This window comes from Agrobacterium tumefaciens str. B6 (assembly GCF_001541315.1).
Classification (GTDB): domain Bacteria; phylum Pseudomonadota; class Alphaproteobacteria; order Rhizobiales; family Rhizobiaceae; genus Agrobacterium; species Agrobacterium radiobacter.
On the sequence record NZ_LMVK01000012.1, the window covers coordinates 367288 to 389367 of the forward strand.

20 protein-coding genes are annotated in these 22080 nt (G+C 59.6%); 10 read left to right on the forward strand and 10 right to left on the reverse strand.

Annotated elements, in window-relative coordinates:
* Nucleotides 1-40 precede the first annotated feature (40 nt).
* The 5 genes from ASB65_RS11940 to ASB65_RS11960 all read left to right on the forward strand — a co-directional run bounded on the left by ASB65_RS11940 (nt 41) and on the right by ASB65_RS11960 (nt 5834).
* Nucleotides 41-985, forward strand: coding sequence for an ABC transporter permease (locus tag ASB65_RS11940; RefSeq protein ID WP_026363441.1), 945 nt, complete (start codon nt 41-43; stop codon nt 983-985).
* Nucleotides 975-1880 carry an ABC transporter permease gene (locus tag ASB65_RS11945; protein WP_060724071.1) on the forward strand — a complete coding sequence of 302 codons (906 nt, stop codon included), beginning with the start codon at nt 975-977 and terminating at the stop codon, nt 1878-1880. Before ASB65_RS11940 ends, ASB65_RS11945 begins: the two co-directional genes overlap by 11 nt.
* A gap of 139 nt (nt 1881-2019) precedes the next feature.
* Nucleotides 2020-3087, forward strand: a complete 1068-nt coding sequence (locus tag ASB65_RS11950; RefSeq protein WP_060724072.1) for an ABC transporter ATP-binding protein — start codon at nt 2020-2022, stop codon at nt 3085-3087.
* A gap of 12 nt (nt 3088-3099) precedes the next feature.
* Entirely contained in the window at nt 3100-4110 is a 1011-nt protein-coding gene (locus ASB65_RS11955) for an ABC transporter ATP-binding protein (RefSeq protein ID WP_035212373.1), read from the forward strand.
* Between the two features lie 230 nt (nt 4111-4340).
* Entirely contained in the window at nt 4341-5834 is a 1494-nt protein-coding gene (locus tag ASB65_RS11960) for an ABC transporter substrate-binding protein (protein WP_060724073.1), read from the forward strand.
* Between the two features lie 380 nt (nt 5835-6214).
* Here the strand turns inward: ASB65_RS11960 and ASB65_RS11965 are convergent, their stop codons facing one another.
* The gene (locus ASB65_RS11965; RefSeq protein WP_003502257.1) at nt 6215-6469 is read right to left on the reverse strand and encodes a heavy-metal-associated domain-containing protein; all 255 of its coding nucleotides are present in this window, start codon (nt 6467-6469) and stop codon (nt 6215-6217) included.
* Between the two features lie 106 nt (nt 6470-6575).
* Nucleotides 6576-8033: a TrkH family potassium uptake protein gene (locus tag ASB65_RS11970; protein WP_003502258.1), complete on the reverse strand. Its 1458-nt coding sequence runs from the start codon at nt 8031-8033 to the stop codon at nt 6576-6578.
* A gap of 80 nt (nt 8034-8113) precedes the next feature.
* Between ASB65_RS11970 and ilvA the strand changes: the two genes are divergently transcribed.
* From ilvA to ASB65_RS11985, 3 genes are all read left to right on the forward strand, one after another.
* Nucleotides 8114-9388, forward strand: coding sequence for a threonine ammonia-lyase (gene ilvA, locus ASB65_RS11975; protein WP_020810789.1), 1275 nt, complete (start codon nt 8114-8116; stop codon nt 9386-9388).
* 75 nt (nt 9389-9463) lie between these two features.
* Complete coding sequence (locus ASB65_RS11980) at nt 9464-9775, forward strand: HlyU family transcriptional regulator (protein WP_020810790.1); 312 nt, start codon at nt 9464-9466, stop codon at nt 9773-9775.
* A gap of 117 nt (nt 9776-9892) precedes the next feature.
* A complete protein-coding gene (locus ASB65_RS11985) occupies nt 9893-11158 on the forward strand; it encodes a sensor domain-containing diguanylate cyclase (RefSeq protein WP_020810791.1) in 1266 nt (421 codons plus the stop codon).
* 33 nt (nt 11159-11191) lie between these two features.
* On the opposite strand, the gene ASB65_RS11990 is transcribed toward ASB65_RS11985, so the two are convergent.
* A complete protein-coding gene (locus ASB65_RS11990) occupies nt 11192-11809 on the reverse strand; it encodes an FMN-dependent NADH-azoreductase (protein ID WP_020810792.1) in 618 nt (205 codons plus the stop codon).
* Between the two features lie 149 nt (nt 11810-11958).
* Here ASB65_RS11990 and ASB65_RS11995 point away from each other — a divergent pair, with 149 nt between their 5' ends.
* Nucleotides 11959-12927: a LysR family transcriptional regulator gene (locus ASB65_RS11995; protein WP_060724074.1), complete on the forward strand. Its 969-nt coding sequence runs from the start codon at nt 11959-11961 to the stop codon at nt 12925-12927.
* A 44-nt stretch (nt 12928-12971) separates the two neighbouring features.
* Here the strand turns inward: ASB65_RS11995 and ASB65_RS12000 are convergent, their stop codons facing one another.
* From ASB65_RS12000 to ASB65_RS12010, 3 genes are all read right to left on the reverse strand, one after another.
* Nucleotides 12972-14960 carry a bifunctional 2',3'-cyclic-nucleotide 2'-phosphodiesterase/3'-nucleotidase gene (locus ASB65_RS12000; RefSeq protein ID WP_060724196.1) on the reverse strand — a complete coding sequence of 663 codons (1989 nt, stop codon included), beginning with the start codon at nt 14958-14960 and terminating at the stop codon, nt 12972-12974.
* Between the two features lie 215 nt (nt 14961-15175).
* Nucleotides 15176-15511, reverse strand: a complete 336-nt coding sequence (locus tag ASB65_RS12005) for a PilZ domain-containing protein (RefSeq protein WP_004441225.1) — start codon at nt 15509-15511, stop codon at nt 15176-15178.
* A gap of 98 nt (nt 15512-15609) precedes the next feature.
* Nucleotides 15610-16077, reverse strand: a complete 468-nt coding sequence (locus ASB65_RS12010) for a DUF1203 domain-containing protein (RefSeq protein ID WP_060724075.1) — start codon at nt 16075-16077, stop codon at nt 15610-15612.
* 163 nt (nt 16078-16240) lie between these two features.
* Between ASB65_RS12010 and ASB65_RS12015 the strand changes: the two genes are divergently transcribed.
* Entirely contained in the window at nt 16241-17125 is an 885-nt protein-coding gene (locus tag ASB65_RS12015) for a DUF4344 domain-containing metallopeptidase (RefSeq protein WP_060724076.1), read from the forward strand.
* 59 nt (nt 17126-17184) lie between these two features.
* On the opposite strand, the gene sseA is transcribed toward ASB65_RS12015, so the two are convergent.
* From sseA to ASB65_RS12035, 4 genes are all read right to left on the reverse strand, one after another.
* Nucleotides 17185-18606 carry a 3-mercaptopyruvate sulfurtransferase gene (sseA, locus tag ASB65_RS12020; RefSeq protein ID WP_060724077.1) on the reverse strand — a complete coding sequence of 474 codons (1422 nt, stop codon included), beginning with the start codon at nt 18604-18606 and terminating at the stop codon, nt 17185-17187.
* A 16-nt stretch (nt 18607-18622) separates the two neighbouring features.
* Nucleotides 18623-19360 carry an alanyl-tRNA editing protein gene (locus ASB65_RS12025; RefSeq protein WP_060724078.1) on the reverse strand — a complete coding sequence of 246 codons (738 nt, stop codon included), beginning with the start codon at nt 19358-19360 and terminating at the stop codon, nt 18623-18625.
* 12 nt (nt 19361-19372) lie between these two features.
* Complete coding sequence (locus ASB65_RS12030) at nt 19373-20410, reverse strand: cysteine synthase A (RefSeq protein WP_060724079.1); 1038 nt, start codon at nt 20408-20410, stop codon at nt 19373-19375.
* A 122-nt stretch (nt 20411-20532) separates the two neighbouring features.
* Nucleotides 20533-21972 (reverse strand): cryptochrome/photolyase family protein, encoded by a 1440-nt coding sequence (locus tag ASB65_RS12035; protein WP_060724080.1) that lies wholly within the window; start codon nt 21970-21972, stop codon nt 20533-20535.
* Nucleotides 21973-22080: the final 108 nt, after the last annotated feature.

Sequence of the window (22080 nt, forward strand, 5' to 3'; positions counted from 1 at the left end):
TTGCAGTGGAAATGCCAATTGCTGTGAAGGAGACAGGGCCATGTGGATACAGATAATACAGCGCTTCCTTATTCTGTGCCTGATGCTGGCGATCGTTTCCGTCATCGCGTTTCTTCTGCCCTATATGGCGGGCGGTGATCCGGCCCGCACCATCCTGTTTTCACGCATGCGCGATACGGCGCTCGATCCACATGCAGTGGAGGCGCTCCGGGCCAGTCTCGGGCTCGACCGGCCGCTTTATGTGCAATATTTCGCATGGCTGTCGAATGCGTTGCGTGGCGACCTTGGGTTTTCCTTCACCAGCAGCCAGCCTGTCGCTGCCGAGCTTATGCGGTCGCTCTGGGTGTCGGTGACGCTGGCGCTGACGGCGCTGGCGTTCGCGATCGCCGTCGCCCTGCCGCTCGGCACATTGGCGGCGATGCGTCCGGGCGGTCGTCTGGACAATTTCGCGACGCTGATGATCCAGACATTCGTCGCAACGCCCGAATACTGGTTCGCGCCCATGTCGGCGCTGGTCTTTGCGCTCTATCTCGGCTGGTTGCCCTCGGCCGGATGGGATAGCTGGCGCTCGCTGGTGCTTCCTGCGCTGACCCTGACGCTGCGGCCGCTCGCCTATTTCACGCAGGTGACGCGCGCCGCCATGGCCGAGGTTTTGCGCGCGCCCTATATCACGGCGGCGCGCAGCCGCGGCCTTGGCATGCATGGCACGGTCATGCGCCACGGCATCCGCAACGGCTCGCTGCCGGTGGTCACCTTCTTTGCCCTGTGGCTTGCGGGGCTGCTTGGCGGATCGGTGGTCGTGGAAGTGATCTTCGCCATTCCCGGCATGGGCCGGCTTCTCTACGACGCTGTGGTCAATCGCGACATCCCGATGCTGCAGGGTGGTTTCATCTGCATCGTGGCCCTGTCCATCCTGGTCAATACCCTGGCCGACAGCTTCTATGTCCTGATCAATCCAGCAATGCGAGGTCACCATGACCACTAGCCTCTTTCCGAGCGCGCCAGCCGCTGCCATGCCGATGACCATGCCCAAGCGCCCCTCGAGCCTGTCCCGCTTCACGGATTTCATCCGCTGCCGGCACTGGACCTTCTATGCGGGAGCGGCGATTTTTCTCGTCATCATCCTGCTGCTGGTGATCGCGCCGTGGATTTCACCCTATGATCCGGCAAAGCAGAATCTGCGTCTGCGGTTGAATGCGCCAAGCGCGCTCTACTGGCTGGGAACGGACCACCTGGGCCGCGATGTGCTCAGCCGGCTGCTGATCGGCGGCCGCTTCACGGTCACCATTGCCGCCATCACCGTCATTCTTTCTGTCGTGATCGGGACCTTCATCGGCATCATCAGCGGCCGCAGTCGCGGCATCCTCGACGAGGTGCTGATGCGCATCGTGGACCTGCTCATCGCCATACCTGATGTCGTGATCGCGATTTTCCTCGTGGCCATCTTCGGCCCGGGATACGGAACGCTGATCGCGTCGCTGACCATCGTCGGCTGGACACCTTTTGCGCGGCTGGCGCGGGGGCTGACGCTCTCGATCAATTCGCGTGAATATATCCGTGCCGCCGAGGTACTCGGCTGCACAAGGCGCTTCATCATCTTCCGGCATATCATTCCCAACACGATCTGGCCGATTGCGGCCGTGGCGTTCCTGCGCTTTGGCCACAAGCTGATCACGGTGGGCGGGTTGTCATTTCTGGGCCTTGGCGTACAGCCGCCGGCCGCCGACTGGGCGCTGATGCTGGCCGACGCGCAGGCCTATGCGGAGCGGATGCCCGTTCTCGTCATCGCACCGGGCCTGGCGATCTTCCTTGCAGCGCTCAGCGTGACGTGGATCGGCCATGGCCTCAATCTGGAAACAAAGAAAACCAACGGTCATTGACGCCTGCGGGCGGGCAATGACGGATTTGACGATTGTCAAACATACGTGACGCAACGGAACAGGAAGGAGAGTAATATCGTCTGAAGCCGCATGAAAATTCGTGAATGCCTCCGATTCAATAAAAATAAGGGGAACTCTTATGAATATCGAAGGACAAACGCTTGCCAAGACGGCCATGTCTCCCGAATGCGCACCGCTTCTGGAGATCGAGGACCTGCACGTTTCTGTGCCGGCGCAAAACGGCCGCAAGTTTGTTATTTCGGGCCTGACGCTTTCCGTCAACGCCGGAGAAGTCGTCGCTCTCGTCGGCGAATCCGGATCGGGTAAGAGCATGACGGCCCTGTCGCTGATGCGGCTTTTGCCGCAGGGCGCGGAAATCAATTCCGGCCGCATTTCCTTTGCCGGGCGCGATATTCTCGCTCTTTCATCCTCCGAACTCGACGCGCTGCGCGGTGCCGATATCGGCATGCTGTTCCAGCAACCGCAGGCCATGCTCGACCCGACCAGCCGGGTGAGGACGCAGGTTGCCGAGCCACTATGGATCCACCGTAAAATGAGCCGGCATGCGGCGCTGGACCGGGTCGTCGGTCTCCTGTCCGATGTCGGCATTCCCGATCCCTCAGCACGGGCGCAATGCTTCGCGCACGAGCTTTCCGGCGGTATGGCGCAACGTGTCATGATTGCCGCCGCACTGTCAGGCAATCCGCAGCTTCTGATCGCCGACGAACCGACGACGGCGCTCGATGTCACCGTTCAGGCACAGATACTCCGCCTGCTTGATGACGAACGCCGCAAGCGCCGGCTTGCCACGTTGCTCATCACCCATGACCTCTCGGTCGTCGCCGCTTTCGCGGACCGGATTGCGGTCATGTATGCCGGCCGTATCGTCGAGGAGGGGCCGACCCAGGCGATCCTCAAGGCGCCGCAGCACCCCTATACCAAGGCGCTCATCAGCTGTTCACTCCTGACCACCGACAGCGAGGGGCAATTGCTGACGATCCCCGGTTCGAGCGCGCAGGCCCATGACATGTCCTGCGGCTGCCGGTTTCATCCGCGCTGCACGCTTGCCAACTCGGCAGGCATGGGCGGCCGCTGCATGGCGTCGGAACCGGATCTGAATGCCTTGCCCGAAGGGCGCAAGGCGCGATGCTGGGCGGTCGGTCACGATCATGCCGCTCATGATCATGCCAGCCACACGGTCTGCTGAGGGAGGGCGACAATGTTATCGACAGCGACGACACAGACCCCGTCACCGGCGGAAAACAGGAGCCGGCCCTTTGTGGTCGCGAAGAACCTCTGCAAATATTATCCCATATCGGGCTTTGGTCACCGTGTGGTGAAATCCGTCGACGATGTTTCCCTGACGATCGGCGAGGGGGAAGTGCTGGGCCTCGTTGGTGAATCCGGATGCGGCAAAAGCACGGTTGCCGGGCTGATCACGCGGCTGACCCACGCAACCAAAGGCGAGGTCAGCATCGGGCAGAACGATATGCTGCACATGCAGGGCGAGGCGCTGCGGCGCATGCGCCGGGTGGTGCAGCTGGTGTTTCAGGACCCTTATTCGGCACTCGATCCGCGCATGCGTATCGGCCAGAGCATGGAAGCGCCGCTTGCCCAGCATGGCATCGGCACCCGCGAGGAACGTACGGCGCGGGTTTTCCGGATGCTGGAAGAGGTCGGTCTCGACGGCTCTTTTTATGATCGCTATCCGAGCCAGTGTTCCGGCGGCCAGTTGCAGCGCGTCGTCATCGGCCGTGCGCTGCTTCTCAATCCGAGCTTCCTCGTCTGCGACGAGCCGACATCGGCGCTCGATGCCTCGATGCGGACGCAGATACTGAACCTTCTGATGGACATGAAGCGCCGTCACGGTTTGACGGTTCTGATGATTTCCCACGATCTGCGCGTGGTGCGTTATCTCTGCGATCGCATCGCGGTGATGTATCTCGGGCGCGTTGTTGAAATCGCTGACCGGGAGGAGCTTTTCCGGGCGCCGAAGCATCCCTACACCAAGGCTCTCATAGCATCGTCGATGCTGGACGAGACGGGGTTATATGCACCGGAAATGCTTCTGGACGGCGATTTGCCGAGCCCTCTCAATCCTCCTGATGGATGCAAATTCCACACCCGCTGCAAATATGCGACCGAGATATGCGGCGAGGTGGAACCCGTTCTGGAAGGCGTTTCCGGCGAGCATTTTGCCCGCTGCCATCGCTGGCGGGAATTGGGCTGAAGGACAACGCAGTTACAGTTTTCTGTTGCTGTAAAAACAGATGAATCGTGTGTTTGCGAATTAATATCGGAATAAAATTCCGAGTATAAAGCGTAAAATAGATAATATTCGAATGGATAATCGAGAGATATCCATAGAGTATTCTTGTTGTCTTCGTAATTATTGAGTGAAATTTCGAGAAAATGTACGAATTGTGAGCGTTGTCATCAAAAATAAAAGGGGAATCTTCTATGATGAAGCACGCACTTTTGGCGACGTGCGCCGTTGTGGTCTCGTTTGGGACGCAGGCGGCGACAGCCGGAACGATCACCTATGACGATTATACCGGCGTCAAGACCGGCTGGCAGATGGCTTCCGACGATGCCTATCTCGGTTCGCGCGCGGGGTGTTTCGAAAGCCTGGTCCGCGTCGGCTATGACACCGCACTGGAGCCGGGACTTGCCGAATCCTGGACGCAAACCTCACCGAAGGTCTGGGAATTCAAGCTGCGCAAGGGCGTGAAGTTCCAGAACGGCGAGCCGCTTAACGCTGCGGCCGCAGTCAATGCACTCACCAATCTTCTCAAGGCGCCCGTTCCGGCTCGGGCCTTTTCGCCCAAGCTGATCGCTGCCGTCGATGCTGGTGGCGATGATATCGTGAAGATTACGACCATCGAGCCATCGGTGCTGCTGCCGGCGCAAATGGCAAGCCCGGCGACTTCGATCCTCGCGCCATCCGCCTATAAGGATGGCAAGGTCGATCCGATCGGAACCTGCACCGGACCGTTCAAGATCACCAAGGTCGATGCCAGCCAATATATGGAACTGACGGCGAACCATGACTATTGGAACGGTATGCCGAGGCTCTCGGGCGGCCGTGTGAACTTTATTCCGGATGCCGATACCCGCGCCACCCAGATAAGAAGCGGTGAAGTGCAGATTTCGCGCGTGATTCCACCCTGGGCGGTAAAGACCATTGAAGCCACGAAGGGTGTCAAGGTTGCGCCTATTACCGTGCCCCGGATTACCGAAATGCTGCTCAATAATTCGAAGCCGCCGTTCAAGGATATCAAGGTTCGGCAGGCGATCCGGGCTGCCATCGACACCGCCGGTATTGCCGACAGCATCTATGAAGGCGTGGTAAAACCCGCAACGATGCCCTTCGCACCGGGAGAGCCGTGGGCGCCGAAAGATGTCACACCCGCTTATGACGTAGAGAAGGCGAAGGCTCTGCTGAAAGAGGCGGGAATTGCTCCCGGCAGCCTGAAGCTGACGCTTCTGGCCTACACTGAAAGAACCGAACTCAAGGATGTTGCCGCCGTTATCCAGGCCCAGTTGCAGGAAATCGGCATCAAGGTCGATGTGCGCGTTGCCGATTACACTGCGATCGAGCCAGATCTCCTGGCCGGCAATTTCGACATGGTTCTTCTGTCACGCGGTTATGCCACTGATGTTGCAGAACCGATCGGTTTCCTCAACGCCGACTACACCTGCGGAGGCGGCTACAACATCTCGCATTATTGCAGTGAGGAGACGGACAAGCTGATCAAATCAGCCTATGTGGCGGCTGAGCCGGCCAAGCGTTACGCCATCTATGCCGAGGCGGCGAAGAGGGTTTACGACGAAGCCGTCACCGTCTACCTCATCCACGAGACCGCTTTCGATGCCTATTCGGACAAGGTCGAAAACTTCAAGCCGCATCCGATCAACTACTTCATCATGACCAAGGATCTGGCGGTGAAATAAGCCGACATGACATTGCTGACGAGGTATGGCCCGGCTCGCAACAGCCGGGCCATATTGCCGATATGGTGCCGCCACGCCGGGGCTGGATGCCGGATCAGGCCCACTGCCGTCCGGGCCAAATTTCTGGACAATGTGCGTGACATTGATTTGGAATGACGAGCTACGCCAAACACTCCGGCGTCATCCTCGGGCTTGTCCCGAGGATGACGCGAGAGGTGTGAAGCCTTCGCCGCCGGCTTCGGTAGAGATATCTGTTCGGGAGGTGTGGAAGGACGAAGCTTGATCTCGTCCGACGGCTGTCACGCAGGTTCAGCGCGAAGCGGGGCAGGCGGGGCGACCCGGCGGCGGCAGGATGGAAGCGCCGCCGGTATCTCTTCGGATCAGGCGCGTGCTTCCGGCGTATAGCCAGCGGCGGTGATGATTTCGGCAATACGCGCTGCATCGGAGACGCCGCCAACCACGACCGTGCGGCTTGCCGGATCGGCATGCACGGCAGCGCCGGGAACGGTCTTTTCGATCGCGCCCTTGATCACACCGGCGCAGTGACCGCAGGTCATGTCTTCAACGTGGAAAGAAAGGTCGGCATCGACGGGTGCGGCAGTGGTTTCGGGGTGATGCTGATGGGCGGTGCACATAGGCGGTTCTCCATGGTTTGGAATTCTAACGGGAGGAGCCTGGACTATTCCAACGTGGGAAGGTCAAGCGCTTTATTCGCGCATGCGCAACATGTGTATCGCCGGATCAGCTGCGCCAGAAGATCGGCATCAGCAGCACCAGAACCGTCAGGATTTCCAGACGCCCGAGCAGCATCAGGACCGACAGGAGATAGAGCGCCGGGTCGCTGATTGTGGAGAAATTGCCGACAGGCCCGATGATCGGGCCGATGCCGGGTCCGACATTGGCAAGCGCCGTCGCAACACCCGATGTGGCGGTGAGGAAATCATAACCCATCAGGCTCATGGCAAGGCTGCCGGCGATCCACAGCGCGATGAAACAGCTGATGAACAGAAAGATGGTGCGGATGGTTTCCGGATCGACCACCTGCTGGCCGTAGCGCACCGAATAGACGGCATTCGGATAGATCAGCTTCTTGAGGCCCGCGCGCGCCACATTGAAGATGATGAGGAAACGATAGGCCTTGATACCGCCCGCAGTCGAGCCGGAACAGCCGCCCATGAAGGTCGCGAAAAAGGCGACGACGACGACGAACGGACCCCAGAGCGTATAGTCGTCGCTGGCAAAACCTCCGGTCGACAGGATAGAGGTCATGTTGAAGAAGGAATGGCTGAGCGCGTCGTCCAGCGGTACACCGTTTCTAAGGTGATGATAGACGCCCACCGCAATGGAGATCGCGCAGAGATAACCGAGGAAGACGGCGATCTGCGGGTCGCGCAGCGTCTCCAGCCGGCGGCGGACGGCAAGCAGGATCATCACCGAAAAGGGCAGGCTGCCGAAGATCAGGAAGATCGTGGCGATCCACAGCAGCGCGGTATTGTCAAAATAGGCGAATGAGGCGTCATGGGTGGAAAAGCCGCCGGTCGCGACGGTCGACATGGCGTGGTTCAGCGCATCGAAATGCGACATGCCGGCAAAATCGAAGGCCACCGTGCAGGCGATTGTCATGATGATGTAGATCGCCACGAAAGCCCGTGTGAAGCTCGCCAGACGCGCGAAGGGCCGGTCGTTGCCGGTATCGGAAGATTCCATGCGAAAGAAGGTCATGCCGCCGACGCGGAGCAGGGGCAGGATGAAGAGACCGAGGGCGACGATACCGATGCCGCCGAGCCAGCAGAGCAGGGATCGCCACAGAAGGATGCCCTGCGGCGCGTTGTCGAGGCCGGATATGGCCGTCGATCCTGTCGTGGTGATGGCCGAAACGGATTCGAAGATCGCCTGACCGGGCGTCAGGTCGAGTTCCGACAGATAAAGCGGAACCGCGCCGATGATGGAAAACACCAGCCAGAGCAGGTTGACGAGCAGAAAGCCGAAACGTTTGTTGAAGGAGGTGATCGGTCCGCGGGTCGCGAGCGCGCATGCAAGTGCAAAGCCGCCGCACATGAAACCCGAAAGCGCAAACACCATCCAGTCATCATTGCCGTAATAAAGATCGGTCAGTGCCGGCAGAAACATGGCCGTCGCAAGGTAGAGCCCGAAGATGGACGCCACATATATGACCGAGCGCAGAAGGTTGCTGTTCAAGAAATGAAACCCGGAGTTCGTTGCCGCGCTGAAATGAGTCTTTGTCTCGGACGCCTTCCTATGGCATAGCGGGTGCCATTATGAATTTCAATGGATTGACTATCGTGGACAAGCAGCTTGTGGAAGCAGCGCGGCGGGAAGTGCGGGAGATATTTCCGGAAACGCCGCTGCAGTTGAATGAACATCTCAGCCGTCGGTATGGCGCGTCGATTTGGCTGAAGCGTGAGGATCTGTCCCCGGTTCGTTCCTACAAGATTAGAGGCGCATTCAACTTTCTGCGCAAGGCGGTGGCCAAGGCCGGCAAGGACAAGATTTTCGTCTGCGCCTCGGCCGGCAACCATGCGCAGGGCTTTGCTTTCGCCTGCCGCCATTTCGGCGTTCACGGCGTTGTTTTCATGCCGGTGACGACACCGCAGCAGAAGATCGAGAAGACCCGCATCTTCGGCGGTGAATTCATCAGCATCCGTCTCGTGGGCGATATATTCGACCAGTGTTACGCCGCTGCCCGCCAGCACGTACAGGATAATGACGGCTACATGGTGCCGCCCTTCGATCATGAAGACATCATCGAGGGTCAGGCTACGGTTGCTGCCGAGATCATGGACCAGCTTCCGGAAGGCACGAAGCCTGACATCGTCGTCATGCCTGTTGGTGGCGGCGGTCTTTCGGCTGGCCTCACCGGCTTTCTTGCCGGCACCGTCCGCAAGGAGAACTTCGTATTCTGCGAGCCCGAGGGTGCACCGAGCCTGAAGAAGAGCCTGGAGCGCGGTGAACCGGTGACGCTGAACAAGGTCGACAATTTCGTCGATGGCGCCGCCGTCGCCCGCATCGGCGACCTGAACTTCAAGGCGCTGAAGGATTTCCCTGCCGAGCAGGTCATGCTCATTCCGGAAAACGCCATCTGCGTGACGATCATCGAGATGCTGAACCTCGAAGGCGTGGTGCTGGAGCCTGCGGGTGCGCTCTCCATCGCCGCGCTGGAGAAGCTCGGTCGTGAGAGGCTGGAAGGCAAGACGGTCATCGCCGTGGTCTCCGGCGGCAATTTCGATTTCGAGCGCCTGCCGGATGTGAAGGAACGCGCAATGCGTTACACCGGCGTGAAAAAATATTTCATCCTGCGCCTGCCGCAGCGCCCTGGCGCGCTGCGCGATTTCCTCAACCTGCTCGGTCCGGACGACGATATCGCCCGTTTCGAATATCTGAAGAAATCGGCCCGCAATTTCGGTTCGATCCTGATCGGCATCGAAACCAACGCGCCGGAAAATTTCGCCGGCCTGCTGGAGCGCTTCGAGGCCGCCGGTCTCGGTTATGAAGACATCACCGAAAACGACATCCTGTCGAACCTGATCATCTGATCGGGGAGTTAAAGACAGGGAAGGGCGGATCACCTCCGCCCTTCAAACGTGACATAGATTGAGGGAGTGAAAGCCATGGCATCGTTTTTTTCCAAAATCCTCTCGGCCTTCGGCTCCGGCCAGCCGTCCTCGGACGCGCCGCAGAAGGTGTCGCAGGCTGAGCCGCATGCGCATGGCGACTATCTGATCTATGCGACGCCGATCAAGGAAGGCGGTCAGTTCCGCCTGGCCGGCCGCATCGAGAAAAAGGCCGGCGACGAAGTGCTGGTGCATGAATTCGTGCGCGCCGATGTCTTCACCAGCCTGGACGATGCGGTGGAGTTCACGATCCGCAAGGCGAAGCTCATCATCGATCAGAACGGCGCATCGCTTTTCCCAGGAAAATGATGACGTTTTCTTGCCCCGCACATTAAGATTCCGTTGTTTGCTTCGGCCTATCGTCTCTGAAGGGCATGGAGTCGCGCCAATCAACCCGCGCGACGTGGATCGATAAGGCATGTGCCGATGCAGTGGGCAAATCTGGCCCTCTTTTTGACGGAGGCCATCGTCTATTTTTCGGTAATGACGGCCTTCCTTCATTACCGGCATATTCTCGGCATCGGTGTTTTTCTCACCGCGCTGGGGGTCATGCATTTTCTGGAAACCTATCTGGCGGCCGTCTTTTACGTGCAGCTGCCTTTCGGCGTGGCGTCGCCCGGTTCCTCGATTCTTTTTGCCGGCAAGCTGATGATGATCCTCATGCTCTATATGCGCGAGGATGCTGCGGTGGTGCGCCAGCCGATCTATGGCCTTTTTCTCGGCAACATATTGACCGTCATCATGGCCCAGATCATCCGCTTTCATCAGACGGTGGCGATCGTGCCCGGGCAGTCTGTCAGTACCGGCTTTCTGGACGAGATGGGTGTGCTGATGGTCTGGGGCACCAGTCTGCTTTACATCGACGCCATCGCCATCATCCTGTTTTATGAAAAACTGGGGCGGTATCTGCAGCGCCATATCGTCCTGCGTTTCGGCATCTGCGGTGTCGTCATCCTCAGCCTCGATCAGGCGGGTTTTTACGGTGCGCTGCGACTTCTGTTCAACGCGCCGGTCGATGTGTTTTATGATGGCTGGAAGGCGAAGATGGCGGCCGTCGCGGTCTATTCGCTGCTCTTCGCCATCTATCTGTCGCTGACATCGGCCAAGGGCCGTTTCCTGATACGCCGCAACATTGCGGATGTCTTCAACGATCTGACCTTCCGTGAGCGCTACGAAGAGCTGTTATCCCGCTCCGGACGCGACATGCTGACGGGTGTTTCGGACCGCGCCCGCATGGAGCTCGACGCGCCCTCCATCGTGCTTGACTGCGCCGAGAAGAGGCGGGCGATCAGCGTGCTTATCGTCGATATCGACCATTTCAAGACTGTAAACGATACGTTCGGCCATCTGCGGGGCGATGAAATTCTTCGGGAATTCGCAGCAGTCATGAAGCGGTCGGTTCAACCACATGGCCATCTCTACCGTTTCGGCGGCGAGGAATTTGTGGCCCTGCTTCCGGCGATGACACACGAGGCCGCACTTGCCTTTTCCGAAGGTCTGCGTGCCGCCGTGCTGACGGGTCTGCGCCGGCCCGACGGAACGCCCCTGACTGTCAGTATCGGCGTCGCGACCGGTCTGGAGGATGGGCGGGTATTCCTCGAACTTCTTTCCGAAGCCGACTCGCGGCTCTATGCGGCAAAAAATAACGGCCGGGATCAGGTCCACGGCCGTTACGGAATGTGGGTCGGCTGATACCTTGCCGGTATCAGCCTCCATTCAATTGTCTCAGGCGGCCTGGGCCAGCTCTTCAACCTTGGCTTCGGCGGCGGCCACAGCCTTTTCCACGGCTTCCGGACCAAATGCCAGGCCTTCGACATAGATGACTTCCACATCCGTCATGCCCATGAAGCCGAGAACGGTCTTCAGATAAGGAACGGCGTGGTTCATCGAAACGGCCGGACCTTCGGAATAAACGCCGGCAGCGGCCAGCACGATGTAGACCTTCTTGCCGGTGGCGAGGCCAACCGGGCCGGTTTCGGTATATTTGAAGGTCTGGCCGGCGCGGGCGACGTTGTCGATCCACGATTTCAGACCGGAATAGATGTTGAAGTTGATGAGGCCGGTGCCGATGACGACGGTGTCGGCTGCCAGAAGCTCTGCAACCAGCTTGTCGGAATAATCGGCGGCAACCGCTTCTTCGGCGGTGCGCTGGTCGGCCGACTTGCGGATCGCCGCGGTCTTGACGGTGTCGAGATGCGGGATCGGGTCAGCGGCGAGATCGCGGTGAACAAGGGTGTTGGAAGCCGACTTGGCCTTCAGCTTGTTTGCGAGCTCACCCGAAAACTTGTTGGAAACCGATTCGTCGCCACGCGGGCTGGAGGTGATGAGCAGAATGTTGGACATGGTCTTTCCTTGCATAAGCGATGAATTGACGGGCGCCTTGGGAGGGCGGGAGAGCACGATGCCCTTCCTTTGCGCTCTATATGAAAAATTACTGCCATCAAGAAAACTGTGATAATCTGGAAGCAATCTATCGATGAAATGGATGGAACATGGACGCGAACCCGACGCTCGACCAATTGCAGGTGTTTTTGACGGTTGCCGAGACCGGCAGCTTTTCCGCTGCGTCACGGGCGCTCAATCGCGCGCAGTCGGTGGTCAGCTACACGATCGCCAATCTCGAGGCGCAGCTTGAAGTCACGCTGTTTGAGCGCAGCGGCGTGCGCCAGCCGAAACTGACGGATGAGGGCCGCGCCATGCTTGAGGATGCAAGGCGAATCGTCGCCGGCCTGCAGGAGATGCGCGCCCGCGCCAAGGGGCTGAAGCAGGGGCTTGAGGCGGAACTCTCGGTCGCCATCAGCACCATGGTGCCGGCGGAGGCCATGGTGGCCGTGCTGAGGGATTTTCGCCAGCAGTTCCCGACCGTCACCCTCAGCCTCAATGTCGGCGAATTGGGCATGGTCATGGATATGGTGCTCTCCCGCAAGGCAGGCATCGGCATTGGCGGGGCGATGCTGCGCCAGGATGATGAGCTCGTTGTCGAAAAGGTGGGCCATTCCTTCATGTTGCCCGTCGTCGCGTCGGATCACCCGCTGGCGCAGATCGAGCGGCCTCTGGTTCTCGCAGACGTGCGCGAGGAGGTCCAGCTTGTTGTCACCGATGCATCGGGCCTCACCAAGGGCCGCGATTTCAATGTTCTCTCTTACAAGACATGGCGGGGCAGCGACATCGCCACGAAATACCAGCTCATCAAGGGTGGTCTTGGCTGGGGCGGTCTGCCCGCATCGATCGTGCGCAATGATCTGACCAATGGCAGCCTGAAAGCGCTTGAGCTGGAGGCCTATGAGCAGGGCGAATATCCGCTCTTTGCGCTGCGGCGGGTGGATTCACCGGCAGGCCCCGCAGGCCAGTGGCTTGCCGAAGCATTTCAGCAGCGCCTGTCTGCCTGCCCGAACCACAAGGATTTCAACGGGATGCTTGCGGCCAGCAAGCAGAGGACCATTGCTGTCGCCGCTGAGTGACAGTCTCGCCCTCCCGGCCGGTTTCAGCCGGGAGGGCGAAGCTTTTAGAGAACCAGACGGAACTTCGCGAAACCTTCCGCGCCGTCACCGGCATCCTCGATTTTCGCGCCCTTGATATCTGCCGCATAGTGGCGGCCCTTGGGGCCGGTCTCGAAGATCGCCGTGGTATTGGCGACAGGCGCGAAGGACCAGTTGGCATCCGCAGACGGGTTGATGGTGCCCTGATCGATGATATAGCGCACGATCACGTCGCGGTTGGTATCTGGCGCCACGAAGATCACCTTGTCGCCGGCGATATCGGGGAATTTGCCGCCGCCGCTTGCCCGGTAATTATTGGTGGCCACCACGAATTTCTGCTCGGGATCGATCGGCTTGCCTTCAAATTGCAGGTTGACGATGCGGTTGCTATCAGGGTTGACGGCCTTGCCGTCCTTGTCGAATTTCGCGGGTTTGGAAATGTCGATCTGATAGGTCACGCCGTCGATGACATCGAAATTATAGGACGGGAAATCCGCATTCAGCAGCGGCGCGTCCTTTGCACCGGCCTCAACCGTGTTGAACATGCCGGCCGACATTTCCAGCCAGTTCTTCACCTGCGCGCCGTTGATCAGCACCGCCTGCACCGTGTTGGGGTAGAGATAGAGATCGGCGACGTTCTTGATGGCGATGTCACCGGCGGGGACATCGGTGTAATAGTCCGCGCCGCCGCGGCCGCCCGACTTGAAAGGTGCTGCTGCCGAAAGCACGGGCAGATCCTTGTATTGCCCTTCCTTCAGCATGTCCTTGATGTACCAGGTCTGGGCATTGGAAACGATCTGCACGGATGGATCGTCCGCTACCAGTGCGAAATAGGAATAGAGCGGCGCGGAGGTTTTACCGACCGGACGGCGCACATAGGCAAGTGCCGCCTCATGATCGGCTTTGGCGGCGGCGAGGACTTCCGCTTTATCCGTGAAATCGGCGACGACCTTGCGGTTTTCGTCACGGTGATAGATCGGCCGGGCTTCGGAGGTGAAGTCTACGATCTTCCAGCTTTTGCCGTCCTTTTCAAGCAGCAGGTCGATGAGGCCCATATGCGAGCCCCAGAAACCGGCCATCACCGCCGGCTTGCCCATCAGCGTGCCCTTGACCGCATCCGCACCCTCAATGCCGTCCCAGGTCTTCGGACCGGGGAAAACGAGATGCTGGTGGCCGGTGAAGATGGCGTCGACGCCTTCGACGGCAGCCAGATAAAGCGAGGCGTTTTCCATGCGCTCCGTCTGGCCCTTGCCGTCGATGCCGGAATGGGAAAGGGCGATGATGATATCGGCGCCTTCTTCCTTCATGACAGGCACCCAGGCTTTCGCAGCCTCGACGATGTCACGCGTCTGCGCCTTGCCCTCGAGGTTCTTGGAATCCCACATCATGATCTGCGGCGGCACGAAGCCGATGATGCCGACCTTGACCGGGCTCGTCACGCCGCCGCCGTCGCGGATCTGCTTTTCCAGAATGACATAGGGCTTGAAGAACAGCTCGTCGTTTTTCGGATCGGAAGCAAGCTGGCCCTTGGTGAGGTTGGCGCAGACGTAAGGGAAACCCGCGCCGGCCAGCGTGTTCGACATATAGTCGAGGCCGTAATTGAATTCGTGGTTGCCGAGCGTGCCGCAATCATAACCCAGCACATTCATGGCATTGATCACGGGGTGCTTGTCGCCGGCCTTCATGCCGCGCTCATAGGCGATATAGTCGCCGAGCGGATTGCCCTGCAGGAAGTCGCCATTGTCCACCAGCATCGAGTTACCAGCTTCGGCGCGGATGGTGTCGATGATCGAGGCGGTGCGGGCGAGCCCCATCGTGTCGTTCGGCTTGTCGGCGTAATAATCATAGGGAAAGACATGAACATGGATGTCAGTCGTTTCCATGATGCGCAGATGCGCCTGGTTGGTCGCTGCGCGCGCAGCAAAAGGGTGCAGCAGCACCAGCGCCGAGGAGGCCGCGATGCCGCCCAGAAGCGAACGCCGGGTGATGGGGTGGAGAGCGAGAAGCGACGACATGGGAACTCCTTCGAATGAAGCTTGCTCTGTCATGAAAAACGACAGGGTAGAAGCAATCGCAGAGGAGTCCATCACCAAAATGACAGGCCCGTGACGGATGGGCCTGTTTTCAACCGTTTGATAAATTTTTTGTCGCGGCAGCGCGGCGCGGGTGTCGCCGTACCGGAGAATGCGCATCGTCCGCCCTGCGCATTCCTCTTCGCTGGACTAACGGATCAGCGGGCGAGGGTCGGTTTCACGTCTTCATGGAAGAAGCGGAAATAGGAGGAGAGCTGCGCCAGCGTGTTGGTGGAAAGCTTGAGCTGCAGGCCGAGGCGGTTCATGTGCTGCCACTGCACGACGCCTTCGATGAAGCCCAGATCCTCACTCTGCACCTTGACCCGGCTGCCCTTGGCGGCGGCGAAAGGCCCGTCCAGTTCGAGCGCCATCCCCGTCGCCGAAAGATCGACCACGCGTCCCCTGGTCGACTGGCTGAAATAATGCACGGTCGCAAAAATTCTGGTTTTGCTGCGGGGCGCAGTCCGGGTCGCCATATTGAGGTTATTTGTCATGTTGCTGCTCAAATCAATTGTTTCCGATACCATGCATCATGGCGCAAAAAGCTTGAGAGCCGTTTAGTTCTTCTCTTAAAATTGCAGATAATTGCCGATTATGCTGTGTCGATACGGCACTGATAGCAATTATTACGGGCGGATCGCACATGCACATATGCGACATCAGAGCGCTCCAGAAGGCGCCGTGCGCGCGACACGATCTCGCCCGTCGCCGTCACCGCGCCGGTGCCGTAGACGATGCGGTCATCGGCTCCATAGCCGCGCACGATGTAATCCGGGCTGTCCAGCATCGGCGGGACAGCCTGTGTCTGGGGATAGCGCTCACAGGCCTCGGCATGCAGAAAAACCGGTCCCGTTTCCGCATAAGGCTGTAGCGAGGGGAAAGGCCGGTAGGCGAGGATCAGCATCCCGTCGCCTTCGCCGATCTGGCGAAGGCAGTGGCGGCAGGGCATGCCGCCTGGAGAAACGGCTTTTTCCGGCGGATTGCCATAGGCGTCGGCGGCTCCCGCCCGGGAGGCCTCGGCTTCCTTAGCCGGCATTGCGGTAAAAACGAGATCGGTCATGTCGGGGCCTCCTGGGTTGGGATCGGCGTTGCTTCTTTGCAGCTATGGTCCCGAAACGGATCACTATCCACCCGATTCTTGACAGGCGATGCAACCAGCCCATTGCGTGACTCGTTAGCTTCGGGAATCAGTGACGCTCCTCGTTCCCGGAAGGTCTGATTTTATGTTCCGTCGTTTTCTGGCCGCCGTTCCGCTGGCTTTCGTATCGTTGACGGCTCCGATGCAGGCCGAGGCGCAGGTCGCCTCCGGTCTCGACGGCCTGTCCGACGATCAGCTTCAGCAGGCGGTCAATTTCGTTATCGGCAACGCGATCTTCTCGCTTTATCACGAAGGCGCACGCATGCTGATCTCGGATTTCGGGACAGCGGACACGGCAAGTGTTCAGGCCCCGGCCGATCAGCTGGCCGGCACGCTCATCCTTCAGGCCAATGAGGAATGGCTCGACACCGCGCTCGTCAACGCCACCGACAGCTGGTATCTCGCACGTGAGGCGGAGACCCTGCCGGAGCACGAGGCTCCCGTCTTTTCCGCGCTGGTGCCCGACAGGAGCCGCGACCGCAATATGGCCTGCCTGATGGTCGGTCGCGACAAGGATGGTTATGGCGATCTGGCCGCCATGATGGGGCTCAACAATGCCGAGTTCGACAAATGCGCCGCCGCCTACCCCGGCGTTGCGTCGGCCTGGGAGAATTTTCTGAGCACCCACCGCAGCCAGACGCCATCCAGATTTGCCGTCAGCTATGTGCCGCCGCGCGATCCGGAACTGGAGCCCTATGCCATCATGGTCAAGGAATCGAAGGTTCTCGATCTCATCAGCCGCAGCTTTGGCGGTTATGGCCTGAAGGGAGACGTCAAGCTGACGGCCAGGTCCTGCGGCCGTCCGGATGTCTACTGGTCAGCCGAAAAGCGCGAAATCACCTATTGTTACGAGCTTGGCAAATTCCAGGCGGGGCTGATTGCCGATCATCTGCTGAACACGGTCACGGAAGACAAGGGGGCCGCCGGCGGCCATATTCCGACGGCGGTCAATCTCGAACGGGAAATCTGAGGCATATTGCCGGACGCTGGTGATCTGGCCTCCTGAACGGGGAGGAGGCCAGCCACCCCTCAATTGCGCATCGAGATTTCCAGAAGTTCCGTATCGGCGAGCGGCTCCACCCAGGCTTCATAGGTGCCGACGGGCGAAAAGCCCATCATCTGGTAAAGCTGCAACGCACGCGGATGGTCGAGCGTATTGGTGGTCACCGTCACCCGCTGCGGATTGTCCTGCCAGGCGGCATAAAGCGCCTGCAGGAGAAACCATTTGCCGATGCCGGCACCGATCGCCTCTTCGAGCAGGCCGAAATAGGACAGCTCTGTCACCTCGTCGCTCGCCTTGTTCAGTTCGAAGAAACCGGCGGGCGCACCGTTCATATAAAGGACCGTGACGCTGTTTTTTGGATCGCGCAGGATGGCGGAAAGCTCCGCATCGCTCATGCGCATGCGCTTTTGCCAGTGCCAGCGTTTCCCCCCCCGCCAGTAGAGATAACGGTAGAAATGCAGGGGAATATTGTTGACCCGCATCAGCGCCGTCTGGATGTTGACGGGGATAGGCAGGCTGACCTTCGGCGGCGCGGTCATTTCGAGCTGCGTCACATGCGCCTTCAGCGGCCCATGCGATACCACGGGAACAGGCTCGGCGGGGCCGGTAACAATAGGCGTATCTTCCAGTCCGCCCCATTCCGACCAGGAGCCATCATAGAGCGAATTGTCCTGATGGCCGAGCGATTCAAGCGCCAGCGTAATGACGGCGGCGGTGACGCCCGAGCCGCAGCTCGTCACCACCGGCTTCGTAAGGTCGATGCCGGCATAGGTCACCATCTTGCGGATGGCGGTGAGGTCCTTGAAATGACCGTTCTCGGAAAAGGCGGTCGCGGGCAGGCTGCGCGCGCCGGGCATATGGCCGGAACGCATGCCGGCACGCGGCTCGGCCTCGTCGCCGGTGAAGCGGCCTGCGCCGCGAGCATCGGCGATCTGCTTTTCACCGCTGTCGACGATGCCGCGCATCGTTGACAGCGACGTCACGCGCTTTTCGTTGAAATCGGGTGTGAAGGTTGCGGGTTCGATTTCCGGTGTGCCGGTTTCGAGCGGCCGGCCTTCGCGCTTCCAGCCGTCCAGTCCGCCATCCAGCACATAGGCCTTGCGCACGCCCATCACCCGCAGCATCCACCAGACGCGCGGTGCGGAAAAGAAACCGGGGCCGTCATAGACCACGATCGTGTCGGTATCGCTGAGCCCGAGCTCGCCAGCCTGTTCGGCAAAGAACTCCGGCGAGGGCAGGGAATGCGGCAGGCCGGTCGTATGGTCGGCGATCTTGTCCTGATCGAAGAACACGGCGCCGGGCAGGTGACCGGCCGCATATTCTTCCGCGCCGTTGCGTTTATGCGCCGGCAGATACCACGAGGCATCAACGAGACGAAACCCGGCCGTGCCGAGTTGTTTTTCCACCCAGTCCGCCGAAACGACGAAACGGCTCTTATCCGTGCTCACGATGTCTCTCCTGATTTCAGGCAGCAGCTTCAGGCGCGCCGAAACGAATGCGGAACCGCCTGTTCTCCTTGCCCTTCTTTTCTATCTTGGCAATGTGAATATCGCCCACTTCCTGCGTTTCGGAAACATGGGTGCCGCCGCAGGGCTGGCTGTCGATGGCAGAATTTTCGCCGATGCAGACAAGGCTGACCCGGCCGAGGCCCATTGGCGGGCGAACATTCTTGGATTTGACGATGCCCGGATTGGCCTGCAGCTCCTCGTCGGTAATCCATTGCAGGAAAACGGGATGGTTGGCTTTCACCAGGTCCATCAGCTTTGCCGTGACCTCATCCTTGTCGATGGTCTCCGACATATCGAAATCGACACGCGATTCGTCCTCGCCGACGGCAGCTCCGGTGATCGGCCATTGGCAGACAACGGACAGAAGGTGGCAGGCGGTATGCATGCGCATCAGCTTGTAGCGGCGTGGCCAGTCTACATGCAGGGTCAGCTTTTCGCCGATCTCCGGAGAAGGCTGGCCTTCGAGCGGCACATGGACGATCACGCTCTTGTCGGCACCGTTTTTGGTGATGCCGAGTTCGATGCGCGACCCGTCTGCCCGCTCGAGAAAGCCGCTATCGCCCGGCTGGCCGCCGGAGGTGGCGTAAAAGCAGGTCTGATCCAGCTCTATGCCGCCATCCTCATGCACCGCCGGGACGATCGCTTCTGCGGTGGAAAGATAAAAATCGTCACGGAACAGGGCATTCACAGGCATTTCGGCATGTCCTCAAACGGTTTCGTACGGAACCGCAATCTCGCTTTTCGTCGCAAGCCACTGTGGAACCGGAAGTCCCTTGGAACGCAGGAAATCCGGATTGAAGAGCTTCGACTGATAACGATTACCGTAGTCGCAAAGTATCGTCACGATGGTATGCCCCGGACCAAGCTCGCGGGCAAGGCGGATTGCGCCGGCAATGTTGATGCCGGAGGAGCCGCCGAGGCACAGACCCTCTTTGGTGACCAGATCGAACAGCACCGGCAGGGCTTCCGCATCCGAAATGCGATAGGAGAAATCCGGCGTGAAACCTTCCAGATTGGCGGTGATGCGCCCCTGTCCGATGCCCTCGGTGATGGAGGAACCTTCCGACTTCAGCACGCCGTGCTTGTAAAATTCGTAAAGGGCGGCGCCTTCGGGATCGGCAAGACCGATCTTGATGTCGGGATTGAAATCACGCAGGCCATCGGCAACGCCCGCAAGCGTTCCACCGGAACCGACCGAGCATATGAAGCCGTCAACCTTGCCGTCCGTCTGATCCCAGATCTCAGGCGCCGTCGTTTCGATATGGGCCTGACGGTTGGCGATATTGTCGAACTGGTTGGCCCAGACGGCGCCGTTTTCATCCGTCGCGGCAAGCTGCTTTGCCAGCCGGCCGGAGACCTTCACGTAATTGTTCGGGTTGGAATAGGGTGCGGCCGGAACTTCGCCCAGCTGGGCGCCGAGAAGCTTCAGCGCGTCCTTCTTTTCCTGGCTCTGCGTCTCGGGAATGACGATCACCGTCTTGTAGCCGAGCGCGTTGGCAACCAGCGACAGGCCGATGCCGGTATTGCCCGCCGTGCCTTCCACAATGGTGCCACCCGGCCGCAACTGCCCGCGCCGTTCGGCGTCGCGGATGATGTAGAGCGCGGCGCGATCCTTCACCGACTGGCCGGGATTGAGGAACTCCGCCTTGCCGAGGATTTCACACCCCGTCGCTTCAGAGGCGGCTTTCAGACGGATGAGCGGCGTGTTGCCGATAGCACTGAGCGCAGAGGAGTGAATGGTCATGATTGAGCCTTCTTGTCTGAGCGGAAATTAGGTGCCGTTATGTCCCGTTACAACCGCTTCAACGCAAGAAATTATCTTCCCGGCTTTGGCTTAGCCACGCAAAATTTTGCCGATACCCAATTTTATGCGTTTTTCTTGACTTCGGCATAGGCGGCAAGCGCTCTTTCCCGCGCCTTTCCATGGTCGATGATCGGCAGCGGATAGGTCTTGCCAAGCTCGATGCCCGCCTTCTTCAAGGCCTCTTTGGGCGCTTCGAACGGCTTGTGGATGTATTTCCGGTCGAGCTTTTCAAGCTCCGGCACGAAGCGGCGCACATAGTTGCCGTCGGCGTCGAATTTCTCGCCCTGCAGGATGGGGTTGAAAATGCGGAAAAACGGCGAGGCGTCCGCGCCTGAACCCGCCACCCATTGCCAGTTGGCGGCATTTGAGGCCGGGTCGGCATCAACAAGCGTATCGCGGAACCATTTCTCGCCCTTCCGCCAATCGATCAGCAGATGTTTGATGAGGAAGGAGGCAACGATCATGCGCACCCGGTTATGCATGGTGCCGTGTCGCCACAATTGCCGCATGCCGGCATCCACGATCGGATAACCCGTCATGCCGCGTGTCCAGGCCTTGAAGGATGTCTCGTCGTCCCGCCAGCCGAAGGCGTCGAAACTCTCGTTCCAGTTCTTCTCGTCCAACCCAGGGAAATGAAACAGCAGGTGATAGCAGAACTCCCGCCAGACGATTTCCTTGCGGAAACGGCTGATATCGTTTGAGGCGATATGCCGGGAAAGTCCCTTCGTCGCGTGCCAGACGGTGGCGGGTGATATTTCACCCAGGGCCAGATGCGGCGAGAGCATGGAGGTTGCGTCCTTTGCCGGAAAATCGCGACCTTCTTCATAGCCTTTCAGGGCGCCATCGATGAAATCATCGAGTTTCTCCTGCGCGCCGCCCTCGCCGGGAGCCCAGATGTCGCTGAAGTGTTTCGCCCAGTCTGGTTTAGTGGGCAAGAGCTTCCAATCGGAGAGCTTCTCAGATTCCAGCCATGCCTTCGGCGCTTTCAGGCTCTTCGGCGCGTCCGCCGGCGCATGCGGCTCCTCGCCGCCCTCCAGCGCCCGCCAGAAGGGCGTATAGACCCGGTAGGGACCGCCGGATTTCGTCTGCAGCCGGGATGGCTCGTGCAGCAGGTGCCCGGAAAAACTGCGAACCGTCAGGCCATCGTCGCGCAGCTTCTGCTTCAGCGCCTTGTCTGTCGCCATGCCTGCCGGATCGTAACGGCGGTTCCAGAATACTGCGTCAGCGCCGGTTTCGGATATCAGCTGGCGCAGCGTCTCGCCGGCGTCGCCACTTGCAAGAACAAGGCGACTGCCGGTTTTTTCCAGCGCGGCGGAAAGGCAGGCGAGGGAGTGGTGAAGCCACCATTCCTGCGCGCCGCCGAGCGGGCCGCAGGATTTTTCCCTGACATAGACGGGGATGACGGGGCCACCATGCTCAACGGCGGCAAGCAGGGCAAGATTGTCCGAAAGGCGCAGGTCCTTGCGGAACCAGACGATGGCGGGGGAGGCTGTTGTCGGCATGAAAGGACCCGGTTCACTTCCGCTTGAACGAGTGTTGAGACGCTTTGTTCCGCAAATCGGCTAGAATGGAAAGATGGAGGTACATGGTTTCTCGAGGGTTATTTTTTC

Bases quoted from the DNA above. Each gene is read 5' to 3' on its own strand.
- ASB65_RS11940 (WP_026363441.1), top strand. From the start codon at position 41: ATGTGGATACAGATAATACAGCGCTTCCTTATTCTGTGCCTGATGCTG.
- ASB65_RS11945 (WP_060724071.1), top strand. From the start codon at position 975: ATGACCACTAGCCTCTTTCCGAGCGCGCCAGCCGCTGCCATGCCGATG.
- ASB65_RS11950 (WP_060724072.1), top strand. From the start codon at position 2,020: ATGAATATCGAAGGACAAACGCTTGCCAAGACGGCCATGTCTCCCGAA.
- ASB65_RS11955 (WP_035212373.1), top strand. From the start codon at position 3,100: ATGTTATCGACAGCGACGACACAGACCCCGTCACCGGCGGAAAACAGG.
- ASB65_RS11960 (WP_060724073.1), top strand. From the start codon at position 4,341: ATGATGAAGCACGCACTTTTGGCGACGTGCGCCGTTGTGGTCTCGTTT.
- ASB65_RS11965 (WP_003502257.1), bottom strand. From the start codon at position 6,469: ATGTGCACCGCCCATCAGCATCACCCCGAAACCACTGCCGCACCCGTC.
- ilvA (WP_020810789.1), top strand. From the start codon at position 8,114: ATGAATTTCAATGGATTGACTATCGTGGACAAGCAGCTTGTGGAAGCA.
- ASB65_RS11980 (WP_020810790.1), top strand. From the start codon at position 9,464: ATGGCATCGTTTTTTTCCAAAATCCTCTCGGCCTTCGGCTCCGGCCAG.
- ASB65_RS11985 (WP_020810791.1), top strand. From the start codon at position 9,893: ATGCAGTGGGCAAATCTGGCCCTCTTTTTGACGGAGGCCATCGTCTAT.
- ASB65_RS11990 (WP_020810792.1), bottom strand. From the start codon at position 11,809: ATGTCCAACATTCTGCTCATCACCTCCAGCCCGCGTGGCGACGAATCG.
- ASB65_RS11995 (WP_060724074.1), top strand. From the start codon at position 11,959: ATGGACGCGAACCCGACGCTCGACCAATTGCAGGTGTTTTTGACGGTT.
- ASB65_RS12000 (WP_060724196.1), bottom strand. From the start codon at position 14,960: ATGTCGTCGCTTCTCGCTCTCCACCCCATCACCCGGCGTTCGCTTCTG.
- ASB65_RS12005 (WP_004441225.1), bottom strand. From the start codon at position 15,511: ATGACAAATAACCTCAATATGGCGACCCGGACTGCGCCCCGCAGCAAA.
- ASB65_RS12010 (WP_060724075.1), bottom strand. From the start codon at position 16,077: ATGACCGATCTCGTTTTTACCGCAATGCCGGCTAAGGAAGCCGAGGCC.
- ASB65_RS12015 (WP_060724076.1), top strand. From the start codon at position 16,241: ATGTTCCGTCGTTTTCTGGCCGCCGTTCCGCTGGCTTTCGTATCGTTG.
- ASB65_RS12025 (WP_060724078.1), bottom strand. From the start codon at position 19,360: ATGCCTGTGAATGCCCTGTTCCGTGACGATTTTTATCTTTCCACCGCA.
- ASB65_RS12030 (WP_060724079.1), bottom strand. From the start codon at position 20,410: ATGACCATTCACTCCTCTGCGCTCAGTGCTATCGGCAACACGCCGCTC.
- ASB65_RS12035 (WP_060724080.1), bottom strand. From the start codon at position 21,972: ATGCCGACAACAGCCTCCCCCGCCATCGTCTGGTTCCGCAAGGACCTG.